Origin of the sequence: Sporosarcina sp. 6E9 (assembly GCF_017921835.1) — a bacterium.
In the GTDB taxonomy this organism is placed as follows: Bacteria; Bacillota; Bacilli; order Bacillales_A; family Planococcaceae; genus Sporosarcina.
The window spans coordinates 1,799,429-1,823,860 of sequence record NZ_JAGEMN010000001.1; the positions used below are offsets into that span (position 1 = coordinate 1,799,429).

23 protein-coding genes are annotated in these 24,432 nt (G+C 38.0%); 6 read left to right on the forward strand and 17 right to left on the reverse strand.

Going from position 1 to position 24,432, the window contains the following annotated elements; all coding sequences use genetic code 11:
• Positions 1 to 47: 47 nt before the first annotated feature.
• Entirely contained in the window at positions 48 to 1,322 is a 1,275-nt protein-coding gene (locus tag J4G36_RS09325; protein WP_210469734.1) for a sugar ABC transporter substrate-binding protein, read from the reverse strand.
• A gap of 359 nt (positions 1,323 to 1,681) precedes the next feature.
• Here J4G36_RS09325 and J4G36_RS09330 point away from each other — a divergent pair, with 359 nt between their 5' ends.
• Entirely contained in the window at positions 1,682 to 2,290 is a 609-nt protein-coding gene (locus J4G36_RS09330; protein ID WP_246880458.1) for a YesL family protein, read from the forward strand.
• Between the two features lie 362 nt (positions 2,291 to 2,652).
• Here the strand turns inward: J4G36_RS09330 and J4G36_RS09335 are convergent, their stop codons facing one another.
• The gene (locus J4G36_RS09335; protein ID WP_210469735.1) at positions 2,653 to 2,838 is read right to left on the reverse strand and encodes a hypothetical protein; all 186 of its coding nucleotides are present in this window, start codon (positions 2,836 to 2,838) and stop codon (positions 2,653 to 2,655) included.
• Positions 2,839 to 3,170: 332 nt separating this feature from the next.
• Here J4G36_RS09335 and J4G36_RS09340 point away from each other — a divergent pair, with 332 nt between their 5' ends.
• From J4G36_RS09340 to J4G36_RS09355, 4 genes are all read left to right on the forward strand, one after another.
• Entirely contained in the window at positions 3,171 to 4,466 is a 1,296-nt protein-coding gene (locus J4G36_RS09340) for a tetratricopeptide repeat protein (RefSeq protein ID WP_210469736.1), read from the forward strand.
• The gene (locus tag J4G36_RS09345; protein WP_210469737.1) at positions 4,466 to 4,612 is read left to right on the forward strand and encodes a hypothetical protein; all 147 of its coding nucleotides are present in this window, start codon (positions 4,466 to 4,468) and stop codon (positions 4,610 to 4,612) included. The genes J4G36_RS09340 and J4G36_RS09345 overlap by 1 nt, the downstream gene beginning before the upstream one ends.
• A 364-nt stretch (positions 4,613 to 4,976) precedes the next feature.
• Positions 4,977 to 5,117: a sporulation histidine kinase inhibitor Sda gene (gene sda / locus J4G36_RS09350; protein ID WP_210469738.1), complete on the forward strand. Its 141-nt coding sequence runs from the start codon at positions 4,977 to 4,979 to the stop codon at positions 5,115 to 5,117.
• 178 nt (positions 5,118 to 5,295) lie between these two features.
• Entirely contained in the window at positions 5,296 to 5,469 is a 174-nt protein-coding gene (locus J4G36_RS09355; protein ID WP_210469739.1) for a hypothetical protein, read from the forward strand.
• Between the two features lie 48 nt (positions 5,470 to 5,517).
• Here J4G36_RS09355 and J4G36_RS09360 read toward each other — a convergent pair whose 3' ends face one another.
• The 7 genes from J4G36_RS09360 to J4G36_RS09390 form a co-directional block, all read right to left on the reverse strand.
• Positions 5,518 to 8,031: a sensor domain-containing protein gene (locus tag J4G36_RS09360; protein WP_210469740.1), complete on the reverse strand. Its 2,514-nt coding sequence runs from the start codon at positions 8,029 to 8,031 to the stop codon at positions 5,518 to 5,520.
• 170 nt (positions 8,032 to 8,201) lie between these two features.
• Complete coding sequence (gene ptsP, locus J4G36_RS09365) at positions 8,202 to 9,917, reverse strand: phosphoenolpyruvate--protein phosphotransferase (RefSeq protein ID WP_210469741.1); 1,716 nt, start codon at positions 9,915 to 9,917, stop codon at positions 8,202 to 8,204.
• Positions 9,917 to 10,183, reverse strand: a complete 267-nt coding sequence (locus J4G36_RS09370; RefSeq protein WP_210469742.1) for a phosphocarrier protein HPr — start codon at positions 10,181 to 10,183, stop codon at positions 9,917 to 9,919. Before J4G36_RS09370 ends, ptsP begins: the two co-directional genes overlap by 1 nt.
• 171 nt (positions 10,184 to 10,354) lie before the next feature.
• Positions 10,355 to 11,452, reverse strand: coding sequence for an ABC transporter ATP-binding protein (locus tag J4G36_RS09375; protein WP_210469743.1), 1,098 nt, complete (start codon positions 11,450 to 11,452; stop codon positions 10,355 to 10,357).
• Positions 11,453 to 11,635: 183 nt separating this feature from the next.
• Positions 11,636 to 12,523 carry a PucR family transcriptional regulator gene (locus J4G36_RS09380; RefSeq protein WP_210469744.1) on the reverse strand — a complete coding sequence of 296 codons (888 nt, stop codon included), beginning with the start codon at positions 12,521 to 12,523 and terminating at the stop codon, positions 11,636 to 11,638.
• 107 nt (positions 12,524 to 12,630) lie between these two features.
• Positions 12,631 to 13,926, reverse strand: coding sequence for a glucose-6-phosphate isomerase (locus J4G36_RS09385; RefSeq protein WP_210469745.1), 1,296 nt, complete (start codon positions 13,924 to 13,926; stop codon positions 12,631 to 12,633).
• A gap of 28 nt (positions 13,927 to 13,954) precedes the next feature.
• Positions 13,955 to 15,685: a phospho-sugar mutase gene (locus tag J4G36_RS09390; RefSeq protein WP_210469746.1), complete on the reverse strand. Its 1,731-nt coding sequence runs from the start codon at positions 15,683 to 15,685 to the stop codon at positions 13,955 to 13,957.
• Positions 15,686 to 15,903: 218 nt separating this feature from the next.
• Between J4G36_RS09390 and J4G36_RS09395 the strand changes: the two genes are divergently transcribed.
• Positions 15,904 to 16,770, forward strand: a complete 867-nt coding sequence (locus J4G36_RS09395) for an HAD family hydrolase (protein WP_210469747.1) — start codon at positions 15,904 to 15,906, stop codon at positions 16,768 to 16,770.
• Between the two features lie 221 nt (positions 16,771 to 16,991).
• Here J4G36_RS09395 and J4G36_RS09400 read toward each other — a convergent pair whose 3' ends face one another.
• From J4G36_RS09400 to J4G36_RS09435, 8 genes are all read right to left on the reverse strand, one after another.
• Positions 16,992 to 17,915 (reverse strand): AEC family transporter, encoded by a 924-nt coding sequence (locus tag J4G36_RS09400; RefSeq protein ID WP_210469748.1) that lies wholly within the window; start codon positions 17,913 to 17,915, stop codon positions 16,992 to 16,994.
• Between the two features lie 48 nt (positions 17,916 to 17,963).
• Positions 17,964 to 18,434 (reverse strand): nickel pincer cofactor biosynthesis protein LarC2, encoded by a 471-nt coding sequence (gene larC2 / locus J4G36_RS09405; RefSeq protein ID WP_210469749.1) that lies wholly within the window; start codon positions 18,432 to 18,434, stop codon positions 17,964 to 17,966.
• Between the two features lie 4 nt (positions 18,435 to 18,438).
• Positions 18,439 to 19,188 carry a nickel pincer cofactor biosynthesis protein LarB gene (larB, locus tag J4G36_RS09410; RefSeq protein ID WP_210469750.1) on the reverse strand — a complete coding sequence of 250 codons (750 nt, stop codon included), beginning with the start codon at positions 19,186 to 19,188 and terminating at the stop codon, positions 18,439 to 18,441.
• 21 nt (positions 19,189 to 19,209) lie between these two features.
• Positions 19,210 to 20,682, reverse strand: a complete 1,473-nt coding sequence (locus tag J4G36_RS09415) for a gluconokinase (protein ID WP_210469751.1) — start codon at positions 20,680 to 20,682, stop codon at positions 19,210 to 19,212.
• Between the two features lie 84 nt (positions 20,683 to 20,766).
• Entirely contained in the window at positions 20,767 to 21,537 is a 771-nt protein-coding gene (locus J4G36_RS09420; RefSeq protein WP_210469752.1) for an SDR family oxidoreductase, read from the reverse strand.
• A 32-nt stretch (positions 21,538 to 21,569) separates the two neighbouring features.
• On the reverse strand, positions 21,570 to 22,838 hold the full coding sequence (locus J4G36_RS09425; protein ID WP_210469753.1) for a nickel pincer cofactor-dependent isomerase, group 22: 1,269 nt from the start codon (positions 22,836 to 22,838) through the stop codon (positions 21,570 to 21,572).
• Between the two features lie 82 nt (positions 22,839 to 22,920).
• Positions 22,921 to 23,748 carry an ATP-dependent sacrificial sulfur transferase LarE gene (gene larE / locus J4G36_RS09430; protein WP_210469754.1) on the reverse strand — a complete coding sequence of 276 codons (828 nt, stop codon included), beginning with the start codon at positions 23,746 to 23,748 and terminating at the stop codon, positions 22,921 to 22,923.
• Positions 23,749 to 24,015: 267 nt separating this feature from the next.
• The gene (locus tag J4G36_RS09435; RefSeq protein WP_210469755.1) at positions 24,016 to 24,363 is read right to left on the reverse strand and encodes a hypothetical protein; all 348 of its coding nucleotides are present in this window, start codon (positions 24,361 to 24,363) and stop codon (positions 24,016 to 24,018) included.
• Between the last annotated feature and the right edge of the window lie 69 nt (positions 24,364 to 24,432).

Below are 24,432 nucleotides of genomic sequence, written 5' to 3' on the forward strand. Positions count from 1 at the left end.
AGAAAGTTTAATTGAATTCAACTAAACTCTCTATTTTTACCGACTAGTTAATTACCCATCTTGCCTTCAATCGCTGCTGCAGCATCATCTGCTGCTTCTTGCGGTGTTTTCTTGCCTTCCAACATAGTCTGAAGTTCCGCTTGAATCATCGGCATGATTGTACGTCCTTCAGGGTGAATTACACCTGGTAACGCATACTGTGTATATCCCGCAAGTTGCTCTAGGTACTTATTATCGCCAAATATATCTTTCGCAGATTCCCGGGTAGGAATGTATTGAGTTACAGTATTGAACTTCTTCTGATTATCTGAATTTGTAACGACTTTGATGAATTCCGCTGCCGCTGCTGGATTATCTGTATTGATCGGAGCCACGAACATACCAGTAGTTCCATAAGTCAATTGTTCTTTATTTTTCATTGGTGGAGCAATTACAAAATCGAAAAGATCCGAACTAATCATACGACTCACTGAAATCCCTGAACCTTGTACAGCTAGCATTTTTCCACCTTCCCATAGTGCATCATGTTCCATTGCTGTAATCGAATCTTCAGGGATCCAACCATTTTTATACATCTTGTCGATAAACGCAAAGGCTTCCACGCCGGCTTCATTGTTAATTAAGACTTCATTGTCTTCCGTAACAACTTTTCCGCCAGCCTGCCATAAGAATGGATACAATGTTCCATTCATGGAACCTCCACCTTGGAAGCTAGTTGCATAATAGCCTTTTGCTTTAGCCTTTTCTGCCCATTTTTCAAATTCATCCCAAGTTGCAGGTAAGTTTTCCGGATCTTCCCCAATATCTTTTACAACGTCTACATTGTAAAGATAAGTGTAGGCCTCTTGTAAAATAGGTAGCCCGTATAATTTATCTTTCCATGTAGTTGATACAAGTGCCGAATCCACAAAATCATCAATATCAAAGCCTCCCAAATATTGATCCAATCCAAGTAGCATACCAGCATCTGCATATTGCGGCATTTGGTCAGGGATTACATAAAAGACATCAGGTCCATTATTCGCAGCAAGCGCAGTTAAAATTTTCTGATCACGGTTAGCCCAAGGAATTTGCTCGAAATTCACTTTAACGCCCGTCGCCTCTTCATATGACGCGATTACTTCATCCCACATTTTCCCTTCTACTTCTTGATCACCAGTGAAAGGATGTGCCCAAACCGTTATTTCCCCGGAGAGTTTTCCGTCGTCGCCAGAAACTGGTTTCTTTTCCCCATCTGTCTTTTCACTTTTCGTTCCATCATCACAAGCCACGAGAAGAAGTCCTACCAAAATAAATAAAACCAAAAACTTAAACTTTCTCATTCAATTAACCCCTCTCAAAGTATACTAATTTGAATTCAACAATCATTCGCTTTCCAATTCGAATTTACAGCAACACCTCTTTTTGATGTATTAAGTTATTGTTGAGAGCGCTATCATCTGTAACTTTAGGACTTCTTCAGGATCAGACAGTTGAGAGTTACTTAATCTCTCCTGGAAGTCTGAAATCACTAAATTGTCCGATGACTTATTTTTAGATTACATTATTAAACATCTAGAGACAAGTCTCTTAAGTGTCTTTAATTGGTGTATGATACAAAATATTGGATTTAAGATTACATTATATTATTGCTTTCTACGGTGACACTATCTTATAGTTAGTAGTTACAGGGGGGACAATTATGAATTGGGAGAGTTTTAACAATATCGCGCATAGAATGATAGAGCTTATTTACATAAACATTCTCTGGATACTATTCACAATTTTAGGGCTTGGCATTTTCGGAATCTTCCCAGCAACCGTATCGATGTTTACGATTGTACGCAAAATAATAGTAAAGGAAGAGAAATTTAAAATATTTAACACATTCTGGCGTACATACCATATGGAATTCATGAGGACGAATGGTTTTGCAATTATTTTTTATCTGGTTGGCTATTTTTTATATTACGATTTACAGTTCTTACAATTGAACGTTGGTAAATTTCAGTTCTTATACCCCGTCCTCATTTTAATCTTTTTCTCTGGACTAATTACGCTGTTATTTTTCTTTCCTGTGTACGTTCATTTCAAACTTAGTTACTTTCAATATCTAAAACAATCTTTTTTAATCGCACTAACATCACCAATTGAAGTAATAACTATCGCGCTCACAGGAGTGAGTATCTACATAGTTGTAAGTGTTTTCCCAGGCATGATACCGTTGTTTCCAGGAAGTATATTTGCATATATTGTAACGAGGCTAGGTTTCAGGGCGTTTACCAGAATTGCTAAACGACAAACAACGTAAACAAGACCAGTCAAGTGTGACTGGTCTTGTTTTATTTAAAAAGCACAGTTAAAACTCAGGAATTATTTCGATACAAAAAAAGTCCATCGGCGTCATTCCCCAATGGACCTCGTATATTAAGCGCTTTCATCAATTCCTTGTTTAAGTTCTCTAATTTTATTTATATGATAATCGATATTGTTCTTTATTTTTTCTTTCATTTTGCAATCCAAACAATCTTTAAACGAGGTGGTATTAATATTGTATTTAAAGGTGTGCCAGTAAAGTGCAAGCTTTTTATACATACGTTTATTACCACCCCTTCCTTACTAATGATAGTTTGTTTAATAAAAACTGGGCATATATTAAATTATGTTCCGTTCTTAAACAGCAGAATAACTATTTTGATTACTTTCGAAGACATCAGGTAGATCTTGATAGTCGACCGTGGTCAAATAACCTTCAGATTTCATTTTTGTAACGAACATCAATAGTTCACGTTTCATTTTTTTCAATTCCAGGCTGTTTGTATCATTGTCATAGGAATAATTCATCTGTTTCATCGCCATAAGCTTACCTCCCTCGAATTAATGATATAATGTAATTAAGCAATGTATTTAATTTGCTTATATCCCTGACTTTAGTAGCATCACGGCGAACAGGATCACGTCTCACTAATTCATCGATTGAAACTTGTTCTATTCTGCGCATGTCAAAACCCCTTTTCTCTTGCTATACTAAAGATACCACGCGAGGGCTGGGTTTTAAACATGTTCTAGTTGGGACATTTTTTCTGAAAAAGTGTATTATTTAGCAATATCTAAAGAAAGTTTCTTATATGAAAATTCACATGACATTTTAGTGATAATGAACTATACTATAAAGAAAGAGGGGATCCTCTATGAAAGTTGGCCATTTAATCAGGGCTGAAAGAATTAGACAAAAAATGAAACAAGTCGTTTTGGCACGGGGAATCTGTACCCCATCTTATTTATCGAAGATTGAACGTAACCAAATTGCGCCCAGCGAAGAAATAGCAATTTTACTGTTTAATAAGCTTGGGATGGATATTGATTCGATTCAAGAAAAAGATTATGAATCTGAAGCTGAAATTGAAACTCTTTTAAGGAATACCTATAAAGAGATTTTAACAGTACGCAATGATGAATTTAGAAAACAAAAGTTAAAAGAGTTAGAATCAAAAAACATTTTATTTGAAAATGACGCCCACCATTATTCCTTTCAATTAATTATCTTACGGTTACGTTTGATTCTGGGTATTGATTTAGAAGCAAGAAAAAAAGAGATTGATAATTTAACAAAACTTAGTTCAAACTTTAACCCTCGTCATAAATATATGTTTAATGTTGCCAAAGCTATTTATTACTACTCTGTTAAAAATAGAAGGCAGGCAATTGAATACCTAGAAGAAGTTTTGCATACAGTTGACGACATTTCTTTAGAAATTTGGGAAAAAGCAGAATTAAATTATATGATTGGGTTAATATATACCGCTGATAATCGAATATTTATTGCGATAGAGCACATTAGAAAAGCACTAGGATTCTTTCAAGAGAATTTTTTAATGAACCGAGTTTTGGAGTGTTATGTGCTAATTGGGGTTACTCAAAAAAGAAGTGATCAATTTGAAGAAGCTTTCGAATCTTATCATAAGGCTAAACAACTTTGTGATGAATTTAATTTGAACAGTGAAAAAGGTTTAGTATACCATAACTTAGGTGCTTTATATGGATTAATGGGAAAAAGTAATGAAGCAATAGTTTTCTTAATGAAAGCTATTAATATTAAAAATGATACAAGCAGCAAGCTAATCTCGATATTAGGTATAGTAATTGAGTATTCAAAGATAAACGACAAGTTATCAGTGGATTCCTGGTGTAAAAAGGGTCTCTCATTATATTACAAATTAGATGATGAAAGCTTTATTTCTTATTATCACCACTTTAATTTTTTCAAATCTCTTCATAGCGCCGCTGGTTTATCAGAGGTAATCGCTGAAGAAGCAATCGAGCACTTTAAAAAAATTCAGGACTATCAATATATTAATAAATATAGTATCGCGCTAGCTGAATGGTATTTTACTAATAGAAAATATAAACTATCATCTATTCATTATAATGAGGCGAATAGATATGGTTATATTTATAGAAAAAATCAGAAATGGGAGGATTTATAATGAAAAAAATTTTAGCATTCCTATTTATCTTAACAATTTTGGGCAGCTCGTTTTTAGGTAACAATGCATCGGCACATTACGATGAAATGCCTAAGCTGACTTCAACACCTAACGTATCAATTTACGATGTTAATCCTCTAGACTAATCACCCAATAAAAAAACGACTCGAACATGAGTCGTTTTTTTATTTGCACTTTTCCCCCTCACAACGGGATTTTTCAATTTAGAACCGAAAAAACTAATTAATTAACTTTATTTTTCGACAAAAGTCTGTCTTTTTTCACGACTGTGGATAAGGTTGCACACACTATGACACTACTCTTTCTTAATTTTGCACACATTGCGAACATTCAATCCACAGGATATCCCCCACTCCCTGTGGATAAAGGAACGGTTGTTCTAACTATTCAAATCTGATAGATTATTAATATAGATAGATTACTTATCAATGTATTCCAAGCAAACATCAAATAGTACACTATTTCAATAATTGGAGGTGAAAATCTAAAGTGAGTAAATTATCGGATCATTTTTTGATCGAATCCTATTTTAAAGCCATTGAATTAAATTTAAGCTCCGATTTTATTCTTCTATTGGAAAGTGAAATCCATCGTCGCACTTCCATAAATACATTAAAGCACTCTTCATAACTCTCACCACACGCCCTGTAAGGGGCTTTTTCCTTTTGATTTAATATATAGTGTTGGGATTCTGATCATAATAATGGTATGAAACCAATCTACAATTCTTGTGTTTCATTGATAATACTTATTAAGAATATTTCTTTATTAATTGGAAAACCTATTAATGAAGGAGGGAATATTCTTAATGAAAAAGAATAACAAATCGAAACAAGGTAAGGCCCAGGAAAACAATAATAACACGCCAATAAATAACGATAAAAAGAGAACTAAAGACAGTAATGATAGTGCCTTACGATTTGAAGCTGGTGAAGTTTTTGACAGTATGGATTTTTCACCTGAAAGCTGGAAAAAAGATTAACGTTAACACAGAAAAGAAGCCAAAAAGTAGTCTTCGGCTTCTTTTTTATTATTTCTTAAAATAATTTTCGGCACTCTCTGAAATAAATGAATGCCCTGGTATCAGCCAATCATTGTTTAATTCGAGGTAGAGTTTATCAAGTTGTTTGATCAGAAGATCTCGATTCTGCTCTTCAATGATCAACTTAACGTCGTATTGGTGAAAATATTCCTGTTCCGTGTCGCAAACAATCTTTCCGAAAAGCGTCAGCTGTTCGCCCATGATTATCAATTGAAACTTCAAGAGCATGTCGGTTCCAACCGGAAGTTTTACATTCGATAGAAAACACAGCTGATCAGGCTTAATATTTTCCAATAATACATTTTTATTACCCAACTTAACTTTTCGTTCGTTTAGTTCAGCAATCGTCATCATCGCTTCTAGTGGATACTTGAATTCAATTGTGACATTTTTACTTCTATCCTGTTTCAAATCGCTTTCATTGATACTTGCCAGTTGTCCCTCTAACATTTCCAAAAACTTTTTTGGCGGAACCGCCTTACTATATAAATACCCTTGAACCCAATCACACGCCAAATCAGCCACGAACTTTTCTTGTTCGATTGTTTCGACACCTTCCGCAACAACTTTTATCGAAAGTCTATGCGCTAATTGGATGATTGCCGTTACAATTTCAGCACTAATCTTCTCAGTAGGTATGCCTTGTATGAGTGCACTATCCAGCTTCAAAATCGATGGTTTGATTTCAATTAATTTATTAAAAGATGCATAACCAGTTCCAAAATCATCAAGCGCAATCTGGACACCGAGCTTACGAAGTTGGTTAAGCTTATCAAACATTTTCTCTTCCTGTTCAATTGTCGTACTTTCCGTAATTTCAATCGTCAACCACTTTGAATCAAGATCATTTTCCTCCAATATACAGGCAATCATATTAACCAAATCGGGCTGCAGAAACTGGACAATAGACAAATTAACAGATGCTCGTATAGGATAGCCAGACTTATGCCATGAACTGACGCTTTCACAAACATTTTGCAACACCCACTCACCAATGTGAATGATTGCACCTGACTCTTCAGCCAACGGAATGAATTCGTCAGGTGGAACAATCCCCCAATCAGGATGATTCCAACGTAGGAGCGCTTCAACACCTTCTATTTCCTTCGTTATGATATTTATAATTGGTTGGTAGTGGATTACAAATTGATTGTTCTCGAGCGCTTGCTGAAGCTCATTTCTTAAAGAAAAAACTTTATATGTACTGACATTTGCACTTGGAGAAAAGATTTGGTAATTCCCTCCACTTTCCTTTTTGGCTAAATATAATGCCAAACTAGCGTTTTTCATCAATATAGAAGTTGTTTTACCTGATTCTGGATATATACTAATACCAATTCGAATCGTTATCGCGAGATTATAACTATTCACATTAAAAGAACGTTTGAATATCTGTAGAATATCATTGGCCAATTGCTCTATCAATGCTGTCTTATGAATTTCAGTTGTTAAAATTGCAAATTCATCTTCGTTTATTCTAGCAAGTATATGAATAGAGGAATCTAGTTTACCTTGAATTTGTGCTGCAATTTTAACTAATAATTTATTGGCGATATCTCGACCAATCAAATCCATTAAGAATCTAAACCCGTCTAAATTTAGATGAAAAATTGCATACTTTTGGTTTCCAGCCACATTGATCACTTCGTCCAACCTTTTTTCATATGCCCGTAGATTCGGCAATCCGGTGAGATCATCCTCGTAAGCCATCTTTTGAATTTCAAGTTGTTGTTTTTTAATTTCAGTTACATCGAGAAAGTTGCAAATTATGCCGGAAATATGATGGTTATTTAATAAATTTGTACAAACCACTTCAAAATTTCGCCATTCACCCAGTTTATGTTTTATCCGAAGTTCAAGTGTAAATGGCGTATTTGGCCTATTAATAATTTCTTCAAATTTAACACTGAAAAAGTCTCGATCATCTGGGTGAATTAACTCCATAATATTCCGTCCGGAAATCTCTTCAACTTTATACCCGAGTTTCTCTTCAATCGAAGGGGTTTCAATAACGATTAATCCATCACGATTAATAATGCCGATAATCTCATACGCATGATGAATCAAGGAATTAATTTTTTCACTCTTTATTCGTATATAATTTTGCAAAGTTATTTTTTCCGAAACATTATGGGTTAATCCGTAGAAACCGATTATGTCATTTTTGTCTTTAATAGGTACCAGTGTTATGTCGATACTAATGAGGTTACCATTCGTATTCATAATCCTAAAATCAAAATACTGTGGTCCTTCTTTCAATGCTTTCAAACGAAAATTCTGCACTTTTATTAAATCTGGTTTAAATACAAAATCACTATATTTCTTTCCTACAACACGCTCGTAATCCAAACCGAATAATTGATCGTGCTTCCCTCTAATTTTAACAATTATTCCTTCCAAATCGATGATGAATAACATGATATCCGGAGAGTTTTCAAATACTTCGGGATATGATTGCTTTTCTTGCGTTAAGTACTTTTCGAGTTTCTTCCTTTTAATCAAGTCGGAAAGCATTCAAAACCCCCTCCTAATACGGATATTATAAGATTTTTTCAAGTTATCTCCATGTTATCACAATATTCGACAAACTAATATATAAATATCCCATTTTTTTATTTAAATGCAAAAAAGCATCGCCAAGAACTCATTGTTCTTGGCGATGCTTATGAATCTTAAAGGTTACAGCGATTTTTGACGGCTTGCATGACTTCTTCAGCAGTTCCCATTTGAAGCGCCTCATTCACTAGCTCTTCCATATCGCTCTTCTTCAAATCTTTAATTTGTGTACGAGCTTTTAAGATTGATGTAGCACTCATTGAAAACTCATCAAGTCCTAAACCAAGTAAGAGTGGAATCGCGATTTCATCTCCGGCCATCTCGCCGCACATGCCTGTCCATTTCCCTTCACGATGGGAAGCGTCAATAACCATTTTAACCAGACGTAAAATAGCTGGGTTATAAGGTTGGTATAAATAAGAAACGCGTTCATTCATACGGTCAGCTGCCATTGTGTATTGAATCAAATCATTCGTTCCAATACTAAAGAAATCGACTTCTTTTGCAAACTGATCCGCAAGTACAGCTGTCGATGGAATTTCGACCATGATGCCAAGTTCAATGTTCTCAGAAATAGTAGTGCCATTTGCAAGAAGTGCTGCTTTTTCTTCTTCCAAAATTGCTTTCGCTTCACGGAATTCATCAAGTGTCGCAATCATCGGGAACATGATTTTCAAGTTACCGTATGAGCTAGCCCGTAGTAATGCTCGTAATTGCGTACGGAAAATGTCCTGCTCTTCCAAACACAAACGAATCGCACGGAATCCTAAAAATGGATTCATTTCTGTTGGAAGATTCAAGTATGGAAGTTCTTTATCGCCACCGATGTCAAGTGTACGCACAACGACTGGCTTTCCATTCATTCCTTCAAGCACTTTTTTATACGCATCATATTGCTCGTCTTCTGTCGGAAGTTGGTCCCGCCCCATGTACAAAAACTCTGTACGATACAGGCCAATTCCTTCACCACCGTTATTCGTAACACCCTCTAGGTCTTCAGGTGTTCCAATATTAGCAGCTAATTCAACGTAATGGCCATCAGCTGTTACAGTTTTTTCATCAACTAATTTTGCCCATTCCAATTTTTGTTTTTCAAAGTTTTCTTGTTCTACTTTGTATTCAGCAATAACTTCATCGGTTGGGTTAATATGAACCTTACCACTTAGACCATCGACAATAATGATGTCGCCGTCTTGAATCGTTTCCGTAGCGTCACTAGTTCCTACAACCGCAGGAATTTCTAATGAACGAGCCATAATAGCAGAGTGAGATGTTCTGCCACCGATATCAGTCGCAAACCCTTTAACAAAGTTACGGTTCAATTGAGCCGTATCAGATGGTGTTAAATCCTCAGCAATAATAACGACTTCCTCGGAAATCTCACTTGGATTTACAACTTTTACGCCTAGTAAGTGGGAGAGAATTCGCTTTCTAACGTCGCGAATATCTGCAGCCCGCTCTTGCATATATTCATTGTCCATTTGTTCGAACATCATGATGAACATATCCGTCGTTTCTTCCAGAGCATGTTCAGCATTCACTTGTTCAGTTTTAATCTTATCTTCAATTGGCGCGATTAGTTCTGGATCCGTTAAGACTAATATATGCGCATCGAAAATAGCAGCCTCGTCAGCACCAAGCTCTTTTTTTGCGATTTCCTGGATTGACTCCAGTTCGCTTTTCGTAATCGCAATGGCGGACTGAAAACGCTCGACTTCTTTTTCTACATCATCAACAGTTTTCTTACTGAAAGTCAAATCAGGTTCTACAAGACAATATGCTTTTGCAATTGCAATCCCGCTTGACGCAGCAATTCCTTGTAATACACTCATTATTCAGCTAGACCTTCACTTTTCAACGTATTTTCCAGTGCTTCTAAAGCGTCCTGTTCGTCGGATCCTTCCGTACTGATTTTAAATTCTTCGCCCATTCCAATTCCAAGGGACATAACGCCTAAAATTGATTTCAAGTTAACTTTCTTATCATTATGAATCAAGTTAACATCTGACTGATACTTGTTTGCTACGCTTACCAACATAGATGCAGGACGTGCATGAATCCCCGTCGCATCGATTACTGTGAATTGTTTTTCTACCATTTTATCCAAACTCCTTCAAATTAATTTATATTTTTGTTTCTGGTTTTATTTCGTTCCCAGTAATCTATATTATCATAAGTACCTAGTAAAGGCATCCATTTAGCTTTTATGAAAACGATAGAAAATGAAGAAAAACCGACGGGAAATTTTCCTGTCGGTGGGTTAACGATATTATTTAATACGCTCTTCAGTTTCTTTGTCGAAGAAATGCGCTTTGCTTAGGTTAAATGCGAAGTCAATTGCTTGACCAGCTGTTGCATTGAAACGTGCGTCAACACGTGCAACGAAATCTTGGCCGTCCACTTTAGAATATAGAACAATTTCAGATCCCATTAACTCAGCAACTTCAATATGTGCATTAAATTTTGTTTCAGGTGATGATTTAAGATAAAGCGGCTCATCATGAATATCTTCTGGACGGATACCAAGAACGATATCTTTACCAACATAACCTTGGTCGCGTAGCGGTTTAAGTTTACCTTCTGGAATTTCAACTTTTACGTTACCCATCACAAATTGGTTACCTTGAATTTTACCGTTTAAGAAGTTCATAGCAGGTGAACCAATGAATCCACCAACGAAGATATTATTCGGGTTATCATAAACTTCTTTTGGTTCGCCTACTTGTTGGATAATACCGTCTTTCATAACGACTAAACGTGTAGCCATTGTCATCGCTTCTGTTTGGTCATGCGTAACATAAACAGTCGTCGTTTGAAGACGAGCATGTAATTTTTGAATTTCTGCACGCATTTGAACACGTAATTTAGCATCCAAGTTAGAGAGTGGCTCATCCATTAGGAATACTTCAGCATCACGAACAATCGCTCGTCCAAGTGCAACACGCTGACGCTGACCACCTGAAAGTGCTTTCGGTTTACGGTCCAGAAGATCCTCAAGTCCTAAGATTTTAGCCGCGTTATCTACGCGCTTTTTAATTTCATCTTTTTTAAACTTACGAAGTTTTAAACCAAACGCCATATTGTTGTATACGTCCATATGCGGATAAAGCGCATAGTTTTGGAATACCATCGCGATATCACGGTCTTTCGGCGCAACATCGTTTACTCGTTTATCACCAATGTAGAGATCACCTTCAGTGATTTCTTCTAAACCAGCAATCATTCGAAGTGTAGTAGATTTACCGCAACCAGATGGACCAACTAATACTAAAAACTCTTTATCGCGAATTTCAAGATTAAAATCTTTAACTGATACAACATCTTTGTCATAAACTTTCTTGATTCCTACTAATCTAAGTTCTGCCATTTTGTATTCCCTCCAAGTATGTAAGTGCTTTCATTTACTGCTTTAAGCATACAAGATTGATTGGATTATAGTAATGGTAGATTTGCACAAAGTTTCAGATAGTTATTGTGCACATTTTCATTTAGGAAATGTGTGCACAGTAACTATTGGTAGATTAAGTGGTATAACTATGAAGATAAACACTCATTTCCGCGCTAACATCGCCAGATAAACCGGCATTGCATGTTGAAATTGACGGACGTCGATGCCCGTTTTCTCTAAGAAACGATCCAGGCGATACTGCAAACTGTTTCTATGCATATATAATTCCTTCGCGGTTTCTGAAATATTTAAATTACATTGAACAAAAGTTTCAAGCATTTTAAGCGTGTCTTCATCATCAAGATATTCTTGTAAAATCGTTTTACTTATTTCTTCACGCAACGCTGGTTCTGTTTGATGGATAAGTAAGTATGGAATTGCATCGACATAGGACACGACAGGCCTATTCGTATAGGCAAATACTGTTTTAGCATCATTTGATAATGTTTCAAAATGATCATAGATTTCACGAATATCATCTTTAAATGGACCTACGAAAAAATTGATATTCACATAAAGATCACTCATTAGGACATCGATGATTTGTTCATAGGATAGGTTCTCATCACTGTCTTTCCGTTTTTCGATAATGACACCTTCCCTACCACTTTGCCATAAGATAGGAACTTTTTTTGCAAACAACTCATGGATGGCATCATTAAATAAGTTGGGACTAATTTGATTTTCGGAGATGGAAAAGTAAACAAAGCGAAATGAAGATTCCAATTCAAACTCGCTTTCAGTTGGTTCCTTCGATTGAATGACGCGTCTCCATTTTTCTTCCTCTTCCGTTAAAACTGGAAGTTCTACATTATATGGAATCATAAAAGTCTCTAATAACGAAATATCTTTTGGGGTCAATTCGTCTTCATGAATCCCGATAACTTCATGGCTATCAGTGACAAACCACTTATAGTTTTGTTCTGAATTACTTCCCTCTTTATTATGTACGATTAAAGTTGAGTAAACTTTTCTTAGTTGATTAATCATAAGAACGCCTCTTTCGTAGTCTACTAAAGAAATTATAACACAGCTTTAGCCTATAAAAAGAAAAAGTCCCCTACTCCATAAATGGGAGTATAGGGACTAATTCTAATTTACTTTTCCTCAACAAACCCCGGTTTTTCAAGCATTCTAAAGATGTTCTTCTTATACTCTTCAACACCTGGTTGGTCGAAAGGATTGACGCCTAGTAAGTAAGCGCTCATCGCACAAGCTGCTTCAAAGAAGTAGATAAGGTAACCGATATGGTATGCGTCATGTTTTCCAACATTCAAATGAATGATAGGGACGCCGCCGTCTCGGTGAGCTTGCATTGTTGCATGCATTGTAACTTCGTTTATTTCATTCATCGACTTATCGGACAGGTAGTTCAATCCGTCCAAGTTTTCATCAGATGTTGGAATTCCGCAGTCCTCTGCTGATTCTGCAAATTGAATAAACGTTTCGAAAAGTTCACGTCGACCATCTTGAACATATTGACCAAGTGAATGTAAATCAGTTGGATAGGCGACAGATGCTGGATAAATTCCCTTGCCGTCTTTCCCTTCACTTTCACCGAAAAGCTGTTTCCACCACTCATGGAACGTAGCGAAACGCGGTGTGAAACTAGCTAGAATTTCAATGTTGTATCCTTCTGACAATAGTTGGTTACGAAGTGCTGCATATTCGTAAGCTTTGTTCGATGCTATATCTGAATTCGAGAAATCTTCTACCGCAGTTTTTGCCCCTGAAAGTAATTGGTCAATATCGACACCAGCTACTGCTAATGGGAGAAGTCCCACAGGTGTGAGTACTGAAAAACGACCGCCAACATCATCTGGAACGATGAAAGATGCAAAACCTGAGCGATCTGCTAACTCTCTAAGCGCACCTTGCGATTTGTCTGTAATTGCAACGATTCTTTCATTAGCAGATTCTCCGTAGCGATTCTCCATATATTCAAGTAGGATTCGGAAAGCGATTGCTGGTTCAGTCGTTGTACCAGATTTCGAAATGACAATGACAGCCGCTTCTTTTCCTTCAAGATGATTTAATAATTGTTTCATGTATGGACCGCTTAAGTTTTGTCCTGCAAATAGTATTTCAGGATCATTCGATTTCTTTTCGAAGTAAGGCGCTAGTGCATCCTTTACAGCTTTAGAGCCTAAATAAGAACCTCCGACCCCGATAACAACAACGACTTCTGCCAGTTCACGAATCTTCGCTGCGACTTCCAATACCTTATCCAACTCTGGCGCTTCGTGCGGGAGTTCTTGCCATCCTAAAAATTCAGCACCGATTGATGTGCCGGCTTTCATGTCTTCATGAATTTTCTTCACTTGTTCACCGTAAAGAGCTTCAAGTTCATCGGTAGTTTTATGAGATTGTGTCAGTATTAATGGTTGTGCCATTGGTGCATTCCTCATTTCTATATTTTGATCACGTAGTCGTCAGCGTTTCAACGACTTTCATGACAGCATTTTTCATGTTAATTAATAGTGTATCACTTTCAGTTTTTGTTTCACCTTTTACAGCAAAGTAGAACTTGATTTTTGGTTCAGTTCCTGATGGACGTATACAAAACCATGAATTATCAGGCGTTATATATTTCAGGACATTCGATGTAGGGAAGTCAAGTTGTTTTGTCGTTCCTGTTTCATGATTGACAACTTTTCCAGTTGAATAATCCTCGACAACCGCAATCGTTTCTGGAAACTCTTTCAAAAAGTCATCCGATCCGAAGTATTGCATGATTTTTTCAATTTCAGCCATTCCAGATTTTCCTTTTAATGTTAACGATTCCAATGCCTCTTGGTAATACCCATATTCTTCGTACAAAGCATCGAGCCCATCCAGTAAAGTCAGGCCATTTTCTTTATATTTGGCTGCCGCTTCGGCAATTAATACAGATGCTTGAACGGCATCCTTATCACGCACGAAGTCGCCGATTAAATAGCCGAAACTTTCTTCATAGCCAAATAGGAAAGTAGACGCTTTGGTCTGATGGAATTTCTCGATTTCTTCGCTAATGAACTTGAATCCGGTTAATACATTCATCATTTTTACGTTGTAACTGTCTGCAATCGCCTGTCCAAGTTCTGACGTAACAATCGATTTAATAACGACACCATTGTCTGGCAATGTGTTTTGAGTTTTCTTATCTTCCAATATCGTGCTTAATAACAAAGCACCGATTTGGTTGCCCGTCAGAAACACGTATTCGCCGGTTTTATTTAACACTGCCAAGCCCATTCGATCGGCATCTGGATCTGTCGCGATAAGTATGTCCGCATTTACTTTATGGCCGTAAGGTATCGCAAGGTCAAACGCTTTTGATTCTTCAGGATTTGGATAGGCGACGGTTGAAAAATCAGGGTCCGGAATTGCTTGTTCTGCAACAACAGTAACATTATCGAAACCGGCTGCCTTTAATCCTTTGCACACCAACTCCCCACCAGCTCCATGTAAAGACGAATAAACAATCGATAGACTCTTATCATAATCGCCTTCTATGAGGATATGTCGTAGTTGTTCGGTATAACGCTCGCTCATATCATCGCCTAAATAAATTAATAAACCTTCATCTAAAAGTAGTGATTCATCCATAACTTCAACGGAAAATAGATCTTCAATACTTTCTACATGCTCCGTAATCGCACTTGCAGCTTCTGACGCGACTTGTCCGCCGTCTTCTCCGTAAACTTTAAACCCATTATATTCGGCAGGATTATGACTCGCAGTAATCACAACACCAGAAAATGTATTTAATTCACGGACTGTAAAAGATAACAACGGAGTCGATTGCAACTTCGAAAATAAATAAGATTTGATGCCGTTTTTCCCTAATACTTTTGCGACTTCAAGACCGAACTCAGGCGATTGATGTCTCGAGTCGTAAGCAATTGCGACCCCTCTTTCAGCAGCTTCTTCCCCGCAGCTCTTGATGTATGCCGCAAGCCCTTGGGCTGCTTTTCTGACCGTATAGATATTCATCCGGTTCGTCCCGAATCCGAGTTCCCCTCGAAGACCCGCTGTTCCGAATGACAAGTTCTTATAAAAGCTATCTTCCATTAATTTTTCGTTGTTTTTAGCTAACTCTAGTTGTTGTTTTAATGTTTCCTCTAATGCTTCTTGATTTAGCCACTTTTCTGCTTCAATTTTCCAGCTCACATGAACATCCCCCTATGTTTAATATGCAAAGAAACGCACAGACTCCAGACATTAACTACCAAAGGCTATCATCTTAATTATATCATATACCTCTTGAGTTCTCTTGCCTGATGATAGCTTTATCGAATAATTCGTTTACCGCGCGAACGAATTATTTGATTTTCGGAAATTTCATTGATATTATCAATCTCTACTGTAAAGAGAAAAGGTGATTAACTGTGATACGTTTAATAGCAATAGATATGGATGGTACGTTATTAGGTCCCGACCATACGATTAGCAATAAAAATAAAGAAGCGATACTAGAAGCACAGTCACGTGGAATCGAAGTAGTGATTGCAACGGGTAGAAGTTTTTCAGAAGCTTATTATCCTTTAACGGACGCTGGTTTAAAAGTCCCGTTCATTTGCTTGAATGGTGCAGAAGTTCGAAAAAATGATGGAGAATTGATTTCCGCTACGTATTTAGCTGAAAGTGAAATAGACCACATTATATCGATTTTAGAAGAACAGATAATCGATTATCAATTGTTTATCGGTAAAACAGTCTATACAAAAAGTATCGAAGATCAAATTGATACTTTTGTTCAACTGGCGCTGGCTGCAAATCAAGTTCCGCCAATTGACGACATACGTGCAGAAGTGATGAATCGAGTGGAAATCGGGTTAGTTAAGGAAATTCCTGCATTAGCACCGATTATTGAGAAACATAAAAAAGAAATTAATAAAATCTTTGGTACGTCATTTAATAAAGTCCATTTGGATAACGCTAGACAAGCACTAAAATCATTACCTGGACTTGCAGTCAGTTCCTCCGGAGCAGGCAACCTTGAGATTACCAATATCAATGCACAAAAAGGAATCGCATTGAAACAACTTGCCAAGTCCAAAGGCATTGCAATGGAACATGTGATGGCCATTGGTGATAACTATAATGACTTGTCAATGCTACAGGTCGTTGGCCATTCAGTCGCAATGGGCAATGCCCCTGAGGAAATCAAGTCCGTGTGTAAATCCGTAACAACAACAAACGAATTCGATGGCGTCGGTACAGCAATCGAATCAGCATTGCGTTTGAAAATATAATAACGTTAAAGAAGGTAACGCCCTAAAAGTTTGGGCGTTACCTTCTTTTTCTACCACTTTTTAAAAGTGAAGAAACGTATAACTACCTGCATATGGCAGGGAAAGATTGAACTTTATCTTTCCGCTCTTGCGCTCGCCCGCAGGAAAGCGCTCGCCCGGAACGGAAATCGACGACATAGCCAAAAAATAATCGGTCTTAATATTTACCTAATATCAATCTATCAAAATAAAAACCTAGCCAAATAAATAACAAGCGTAACCGTAATCGCACTAAACAATGTTGAGAACAATACAATCTGTGCCGCTAAATCAGGATGGTTATTATATTCTTCAGCAATCACTGCACTGTTAACAGACGTTGGCATTGCTGAACCGATTAATAATGCTTGAGCCACAATGCCGTCCACTTTAAATATGTATATAATCGCTAAAGCAATGAACGGACCAATGGCCAATCTAAGCACCAAACTATAGTAAACTGTCTTCAATCCAGTCGAAAATTTGATCTTGGCGACCTGCGCACCTAATGTAAATAAGGCAAGCGCAATCATTGCATCTGCGATATAATTCGCCGGAATCCAAATAAAAGACGGAATTGGAACATCATAAGCATTTAATAGTACCCCCGCCAACATCGCATACAAAACGGGCATTCGAAAATAACCAAGTGCCGCCTTTAGCTTCCCAACTTGAATCGATTGTAATGAAAAAATACCGTACGAAAAAAGAAAGATATTTTGCAATGTCAGTATAATCACTTGTATCGACATCGCCAACGGATCACTTTTGAACACTAAATCATTCACAGGAACCCCGTAATTGCCCGAATTGAAAAAAATCGTACTGTTTGAGAATGTGGTTTTCTCGCCTTTCTCCAAACCGATTGCATTCCCGATAAAACGGGAAATTACAAAAAGGATAGCAACATAAAGCATGAAAAAGAGTAAAATATTCCCAAATAAGTTGAATGAGATTTTCGTGCTATATAACTTAACGAAGATGAAACCCGGAACGAGAAAGTAAATATTCATTCTGGCTAACGTTTGAATGTTTAACTCGAATTTCGTCTGCATCACAAACCCTAATGCCATGACCACGAAAATCGGCAAAATAATATCTTTTAGAATGCTTAATAGTTCCATCAAGTGTTCCCCTTCCCCCTTGATGCCTTTCGATTAATTCTATAACCTTTATTAATCAATCAACTGCTTCCACACCTGTTCATATACCTTTTTCAGCGGAACTTGATGATGTTCGGCAATTTTCTTGCATTCTTCATATTCTGGCGAGCTTTGAATGACTTTTCCCTCATAAATCCCTTCTTTAACAGTCACTTCTCCCCACTTCGTTAACACTTTGCGAAACCTTCTCTCCGTCCGGTGAACCGTTAAAGGATAATAACGCACACCAAGCGTAGTGGTTTCCGTGAATAAGATTCGTTTCATCTTATCAAGATTTTCCCCAGAGCATAATAATTGAAGCAATATTCCCGGTCTGTTTTTCTTCATATAAATAGACGTATAATAAACATCATTGGCACCCGACTCAATTAATAGATCCATTATATAGCCAAGTATTTCCCCTGATATATCATCCAGATTTACTTCCATTTTAAACATCTCTTGATCTATATGTGCATGATTTGGAGGGTGTTTAGCACTCATGCTATCACCTCTCCACTTTTCGCTGTGCCAATTTATGGATCAACGCCGCATTATAAGCGCCGCCAAAACCATTATCGATATTGACAACACTAATGCCAGATGCACAGGAATTCAACATTGTTAACAAAGCAGCTAATCCATTATAACTTGCACCGTATCCGACACTTGTCGGGACTGCAATGACAGGGTGGGAAACAAGTCCGCCGACTACGCTTGGAAGGGCGCCATCCATTCCCGCGACTACGATTGAAACGGTCGCATTTTGAATTTCATCGATATTATCAAAAAGACGATGAATTCCAGCCACTCCCACATCGTAAAAACGACGAACTTCACAGCCGAATACTTCCGCAGTAACCGCGGCTTCTTCCGCAACCCGTAAATCAGACGTACCCGCACAAACAACCGCAATATATCCAGTCCCGAAAATATCATCGCTCGGTCTCGAAGAATGCAAAATTTGTGCTTGATTATTATACAGTAAATCAGGGTGCGTTTTTTGAACTTCAGTCGACTTTTCATCAGTAATCCGCGTCACTAATACATAATCATTATTCGCGCGAATTGCGGAAATAATGGCTGAAATTTGTTCGGCAGATTTTCCTTCTCCGTAAATGGTTTCGGGAAATCCTTGACGTTTTTTTCGATGATGGTCTACTTTCGCAAACCCCAAATTTTCATATGTAGCTAACTTTATTTTGGCTTCTTCAACGGTTAACGTACCTTGTTGGACTTGCTTCAAAATGTCTTCCATCTATTTTCACCCTCTATTACGTTAAAAGTACTTCGATAAGTCGCTCGCAATTCCAATATACTTTTCAAATGCTTTTGCATAGACTTCATGATTATCCATATTCGGTTGTATAATTGCTTCAATCGGGATATTCTGTTTAATTTTTTCAAATGAATCCACCTGACCGATTGCAACCAACGCAGTCCATGCCGCTCCCCAAGCCGCACTATGGTGGCTTTCAGAAACATAGACATCCTTTCCAAATACATCAGCTAGCATTTGCACCCAAAGTGGAGATTGAGCTAGACCGCCATTGACGAATATTTTTTCTGGTTCGCCAACTTTCTTTTCAAGCGCTTTACCGATATGGTATAGATTATACGTAATCCCTTCCAAAACAGCACGAACTAAGTGTTCTTTTTTGTGTGTGATAGAAAGTCCAAAGAAATTACCTTTCGCTTCTTGTTTCCATATCGGGGCTCTTTCCCCGTTTATATATGGTAAGAACAATACACCTTCAGCACCTGGAGCAACTTTCTCTGCTTCAGCAGTTAACTGATCGAAACTTCCTTCGTATTCGATAAGTTCTTTTAACCACTGCAATGCGATCCCACCATTATTTGTAGGTCCCCCGAGAATTGACAATTCATCAGTGAATGCATAACAAAATGTTTCTTGGCTATCACTCACTTCAAAACCTTTAATCATTTGTCGAATTGCACCACTTGTTCCAGCGGATATCGCCACTTCTCCTGGATTAATCGCTCCGCTTCCAAGGTTCGCCAATTGACCATCTGCGGAACCGATGACAAACGACATCTCACTTGAAATACCCATCTTTTCAGCAATCGTTTTATCAATGCCGGTAAGAATTTCGGTCGGTGGTACAATTCGCGAAAGTTGGTTCTTGCTAATACCTGCAAGTTCGAGTGCTTCTTCATCCCAATCGAATGTCTTCATATTAAATAATCCCGTAGCGGACGCCATCGAATAATCAATTACGCTATGGCCAAACCACTTTTGAAGAACATATTCTTTTACGGAAATAAAATAAGCGGCTTGTTGATAGGGTTCAAAATTCGTCTCTTTCATCCAAAGCAATTTGCTTAGCGGCGACATTGGGTGATTGGGAAGTCCCGTATTCGCGTAAACGCTGTCTCCAACGGTTTCTCTAAGTTTTTTAGCTTGTTCGTTACTACGGCCATCCGCCCAAATCAAAGCTTGCGATAGCGGTTCATAATTCTCGTTCACGCAAATCAAAGAATGCATCGCACAAGAAATCCCTAGTGTTAACACCTCTTCTTTTCTTCGATTTGATTTCTTCATGCAATCATGAATCGCACCGACAGAAGCACGTTCAATTTCAATTGGATTTTGTTCGACCCTACCTGTTTCAGGGTAATTTGAAGTGATCATTCTTTCAGCAGACGCGACCAATTTGCCGTCTAATTCAAACAGTACCGCTTTTGCACTTGTTGTTCCAATATCCAATGCAAACACTAAATCTTTTTTCATCGTGACTTCTTCCCTTCCAGATATAAAATTCTACTTTAATAAAGAAGAAGCTTTGGATTTTTACTCCAAAGCTTGGTATCGAATTTAAATTGTCATACTTCCAAAACCGCCGTCAACGCGGATTAACGTTCCCGTAACAAAGCTAGATGCTTTATCAGATGCAAGCCATACTGCTGTACCCACTAACTCTTCAGGATCACCGAATCGATTCATCGGCGTATGGCCCATGATAGATTCGATTCTTTCTTCGCTTAAGATTTTACGGTTTTGTTCAGCAGGGAAGAATCCAGGGATAATCGCATTGACGCGGATGCCGTATGGCGCGAATTCGCGTGCCAAGAATTGTGTCATATTGTTAACGCCTGCTTTAGAAACAGAGTAGGTGAATACCCTTGAAAGCGGTGTTGTTGAAGAGACAGATGATATGTTAATGATGCTGCCTTTTCTTTCTTGATCGATCATCTTTTTGGCAAATACTTGCGTCGTTAGCATGATGCCTTTTAAGTTTACATCTAAAATATGGTCCCACTCGTCTTCTTCTATTTCAAAGAACGGTGTCGGACTGTTCGCGCCCGGTGCATTCAATAAAATATCCCATCCGCCTGACCATGCTTCAATTTCAGTTGCAACATTTTCAAGAGATTCTTTAGAAACGACATCTGCGCGAAATGCTTTTGCTTTTCCACCGTTTTCAATAATTTCTTGTACAACCTTCTCCGCTGTCTCTAAATTACGGCCAACAACAGCTATTTGTGCACCTTGGTCCGCCAATCCTTTAACCATTGATGATCCCAATACACTGTTACCGCCAATCGCTACTGCTGTTTTCCCAGTCAAATCAAATAACTTTCCCATTTGTAAAATCTCCTCTATCCATAATTCAGCGTTTACGCTAAGTTTCCTTCATCATCAAATTCCAATTCAAACAACGCTGATACTTTTGTCAAGTACTCATTATTTTCAACTTCGTCCAATAAAGCCTCTGACACTTCAATCTCACTTAGTTCTAACGTATTTTTGATGCGCACCATTTTCACTTGAGTGAAATCAAGAATATTACAAGTCTTAATTGCCGCCTTTAAAGCTAGTCGGTCATTCGCCAATGTCGTAGCAGCTTTTGTTGGCGCGACGACTGTTGAAGTGAGTCCATTTGCGTACGTCGCATCCCAATCTGTTTTATCAATTAACCGCTGCGTCGTGAAGTCTGCAGTTCCAACACCGTTTGCATTTCCTTCAGTTTCATGCGTCAAGTCAAGAACGACCATCTTATTCACTTCAGGTCCGCCGTGCGCATAAGGCGTTGGGTAACGTCCCGTAATATTCGGATCCATGCCATCTCCGCTAATGTTTTTACCGATTTCATCGATAATCAAAACATCGATATTTTTGAAATTAATCTTCGGCAATAGTTTTTTCGCCAACTTTTGAAGTTCAGTTTCTCTCGATTCAATGACATCCGGTAGCAATACTTCGACATGGGCGACCTTATCAAAAGCATTTTCAACCGTCGCAACGCCAAAAAGTACAGGTAGTTTTTCGAGAATCATATTCGACATTAGAATAATATGTTTTCCCATATGTTCAAATCCGAGCTGATGACAAGCTTCTGCACCCTTCTGCTTACCCAAACCGATTGCAATCATTTTCATAATGCCACTTTCAACAGTTCCTCTGAATGCAGTATGTGGTTTCACCCTGTTGATAACGACGATTCCATCTGCTTCAGATGCATATTTATCAACATAGACCGGCAATCCATTTTCTAACTGTCCAATTTCCACAACTTCCATGGATGAGCGAATTTCACAGTTAGCCGATTCTTCTGTAACACCTAAATGGGCTAAAACAGCTATTTGTCCTTCCGCAGATGCGCCTCCGTGACTTCCCATGCTTGGAACGATGAAGGGTTTAGCGCCAAGGTCTTGTAAAAATTTTATCGTTCGTGCAGTCACTTCAACAATTTGGTCAACACCTCGGCTCCCAACAGCTACTGCGATTTCCATTCCGGGCTTTACCGTTTTCCGAATTTCCTCTTGTTGCAAAGCATCTGTCAATGCTTGATCAACATCATCTATCTGTTTATTGTCGAATGTTTGCTTAACTTTCATCATTTTCGGTACTGGAATGTCTTTTAAAAGTTCATCAATAATGCTCATAACATGATCCACTCCTATTCTTTATATTCTGTTCGAAATGAAAAGCACTTCACCATAAGCTATAGTGAAGTGCTTTTAATGGTTAGACGCTCTTTAGTACATTTTCAGGCAACTCTTCATTCATGCTGCCTGTTCGGTATCCACGTAAATCTAATGAGACATAAGTAAAGCCAAGCGATTTAAGTTTTAAATGGATGCTATCACGTTGCTCGACTAATTTCCCGATTTCTTCAGGAGTTACCTCAATACGTGCAATGTTATCGTGGTGACGAACACGTACTTGAGGGAAGCCAATTTTCGCTAAGAAGATTTCAGCTTGATCAACTTGTTCGATTTTTTGTTGATCAATTTCGATGCCGTATGGAATTCTTGATGCAAGACTGCATGACGCTGGCTTATCCCATACCGGGAGTCCTAACTGATTGGCAAGCTCCCGGACCTCTTTCTTATAGATTTTCGCTTCTTGCAATACGCTACGCGCGCCAGCTTCTTTTCTTGCGCGCATGCCTGGGCGGAAATCGTCCAAATCATCCATGATCATGCCATCTAAAACGTATGGATAATCCATGCGCTCTGCTAGCTCATTTAAGTGTGTATAAAGCATTTTTTTGCTGTAATACCAACTGTCAGGTGTGTTGGCAACGATATCCGGATTATCTAATTCTTTGATTTCTGTTTTATAAACCTCTACACCCATGTCTTCTGCAAGTTTAACCGCATCTTCAAACTCTTGTTTACGGAACAGTTCTGATGCAACTACGACTGCTAACACTTGATCTCCTAGTTCTTCTTGTGCTCTTTTTAAAACCAAAGCGCTGTCCACGCCGCCCGAGAACGCGACCATGACGCGTCCCATTTCAGAAAGGATTTCCCCTAATTCAAGATTCTTTTGAATAGATGTTTCGTTCATTTTCTTCAACCCACTTTTCTAATTTTTATTGTAAAATTGCTGCTGACCTTTTTCTATTTTACGTCTCATTAATTTGACCGGCAAACAAACTATCTTTATTCATTATAGGTGTAAGCGCTTTACAATTCAAGCTTTTTTTATTGTATTAAAAAAGAGCTACACACGCCTTTTTCGAGTTATCTAACAGTCGATTAATGTTTAAATTCCCATAAATAAAAAAAGTGAAGAAGTAGGATTAATAAATTCACTTCTACACTTTTTCTTTTTTCATTGCACCGAAGTATAACAATCATGTTTCTGTAAGATAGAAAGTACATGATCATATTCGGATTCTTCCACTTCCAACTTCAATAAATGAGTCGGATGAGCGTCTTCTTCTCCCGTAAAGACATCTTCTTCGATGCCAATCGGCGCGCTTACACCAACCGGGCCGGCGCTAGCTGGCATCCCGGAACTTCCGATGTTCGTCGGGAAGAAAGGCGTAAATAACCTTGTCTCACTTTCTTCTCCCATTTCATCGATAACCAAGTTATTCACTCTGGCGGTTTGTAAACTTGCACGTACGGATTCAGCATCGTTTTCACTTTTCAAATAAACTTCTACACTTCTAGTCATTAGGATCATCCCCTATTCACTTATAGTTTCGATTATAAACAGGATTCCCTAATCTCTAAATTGTAAACC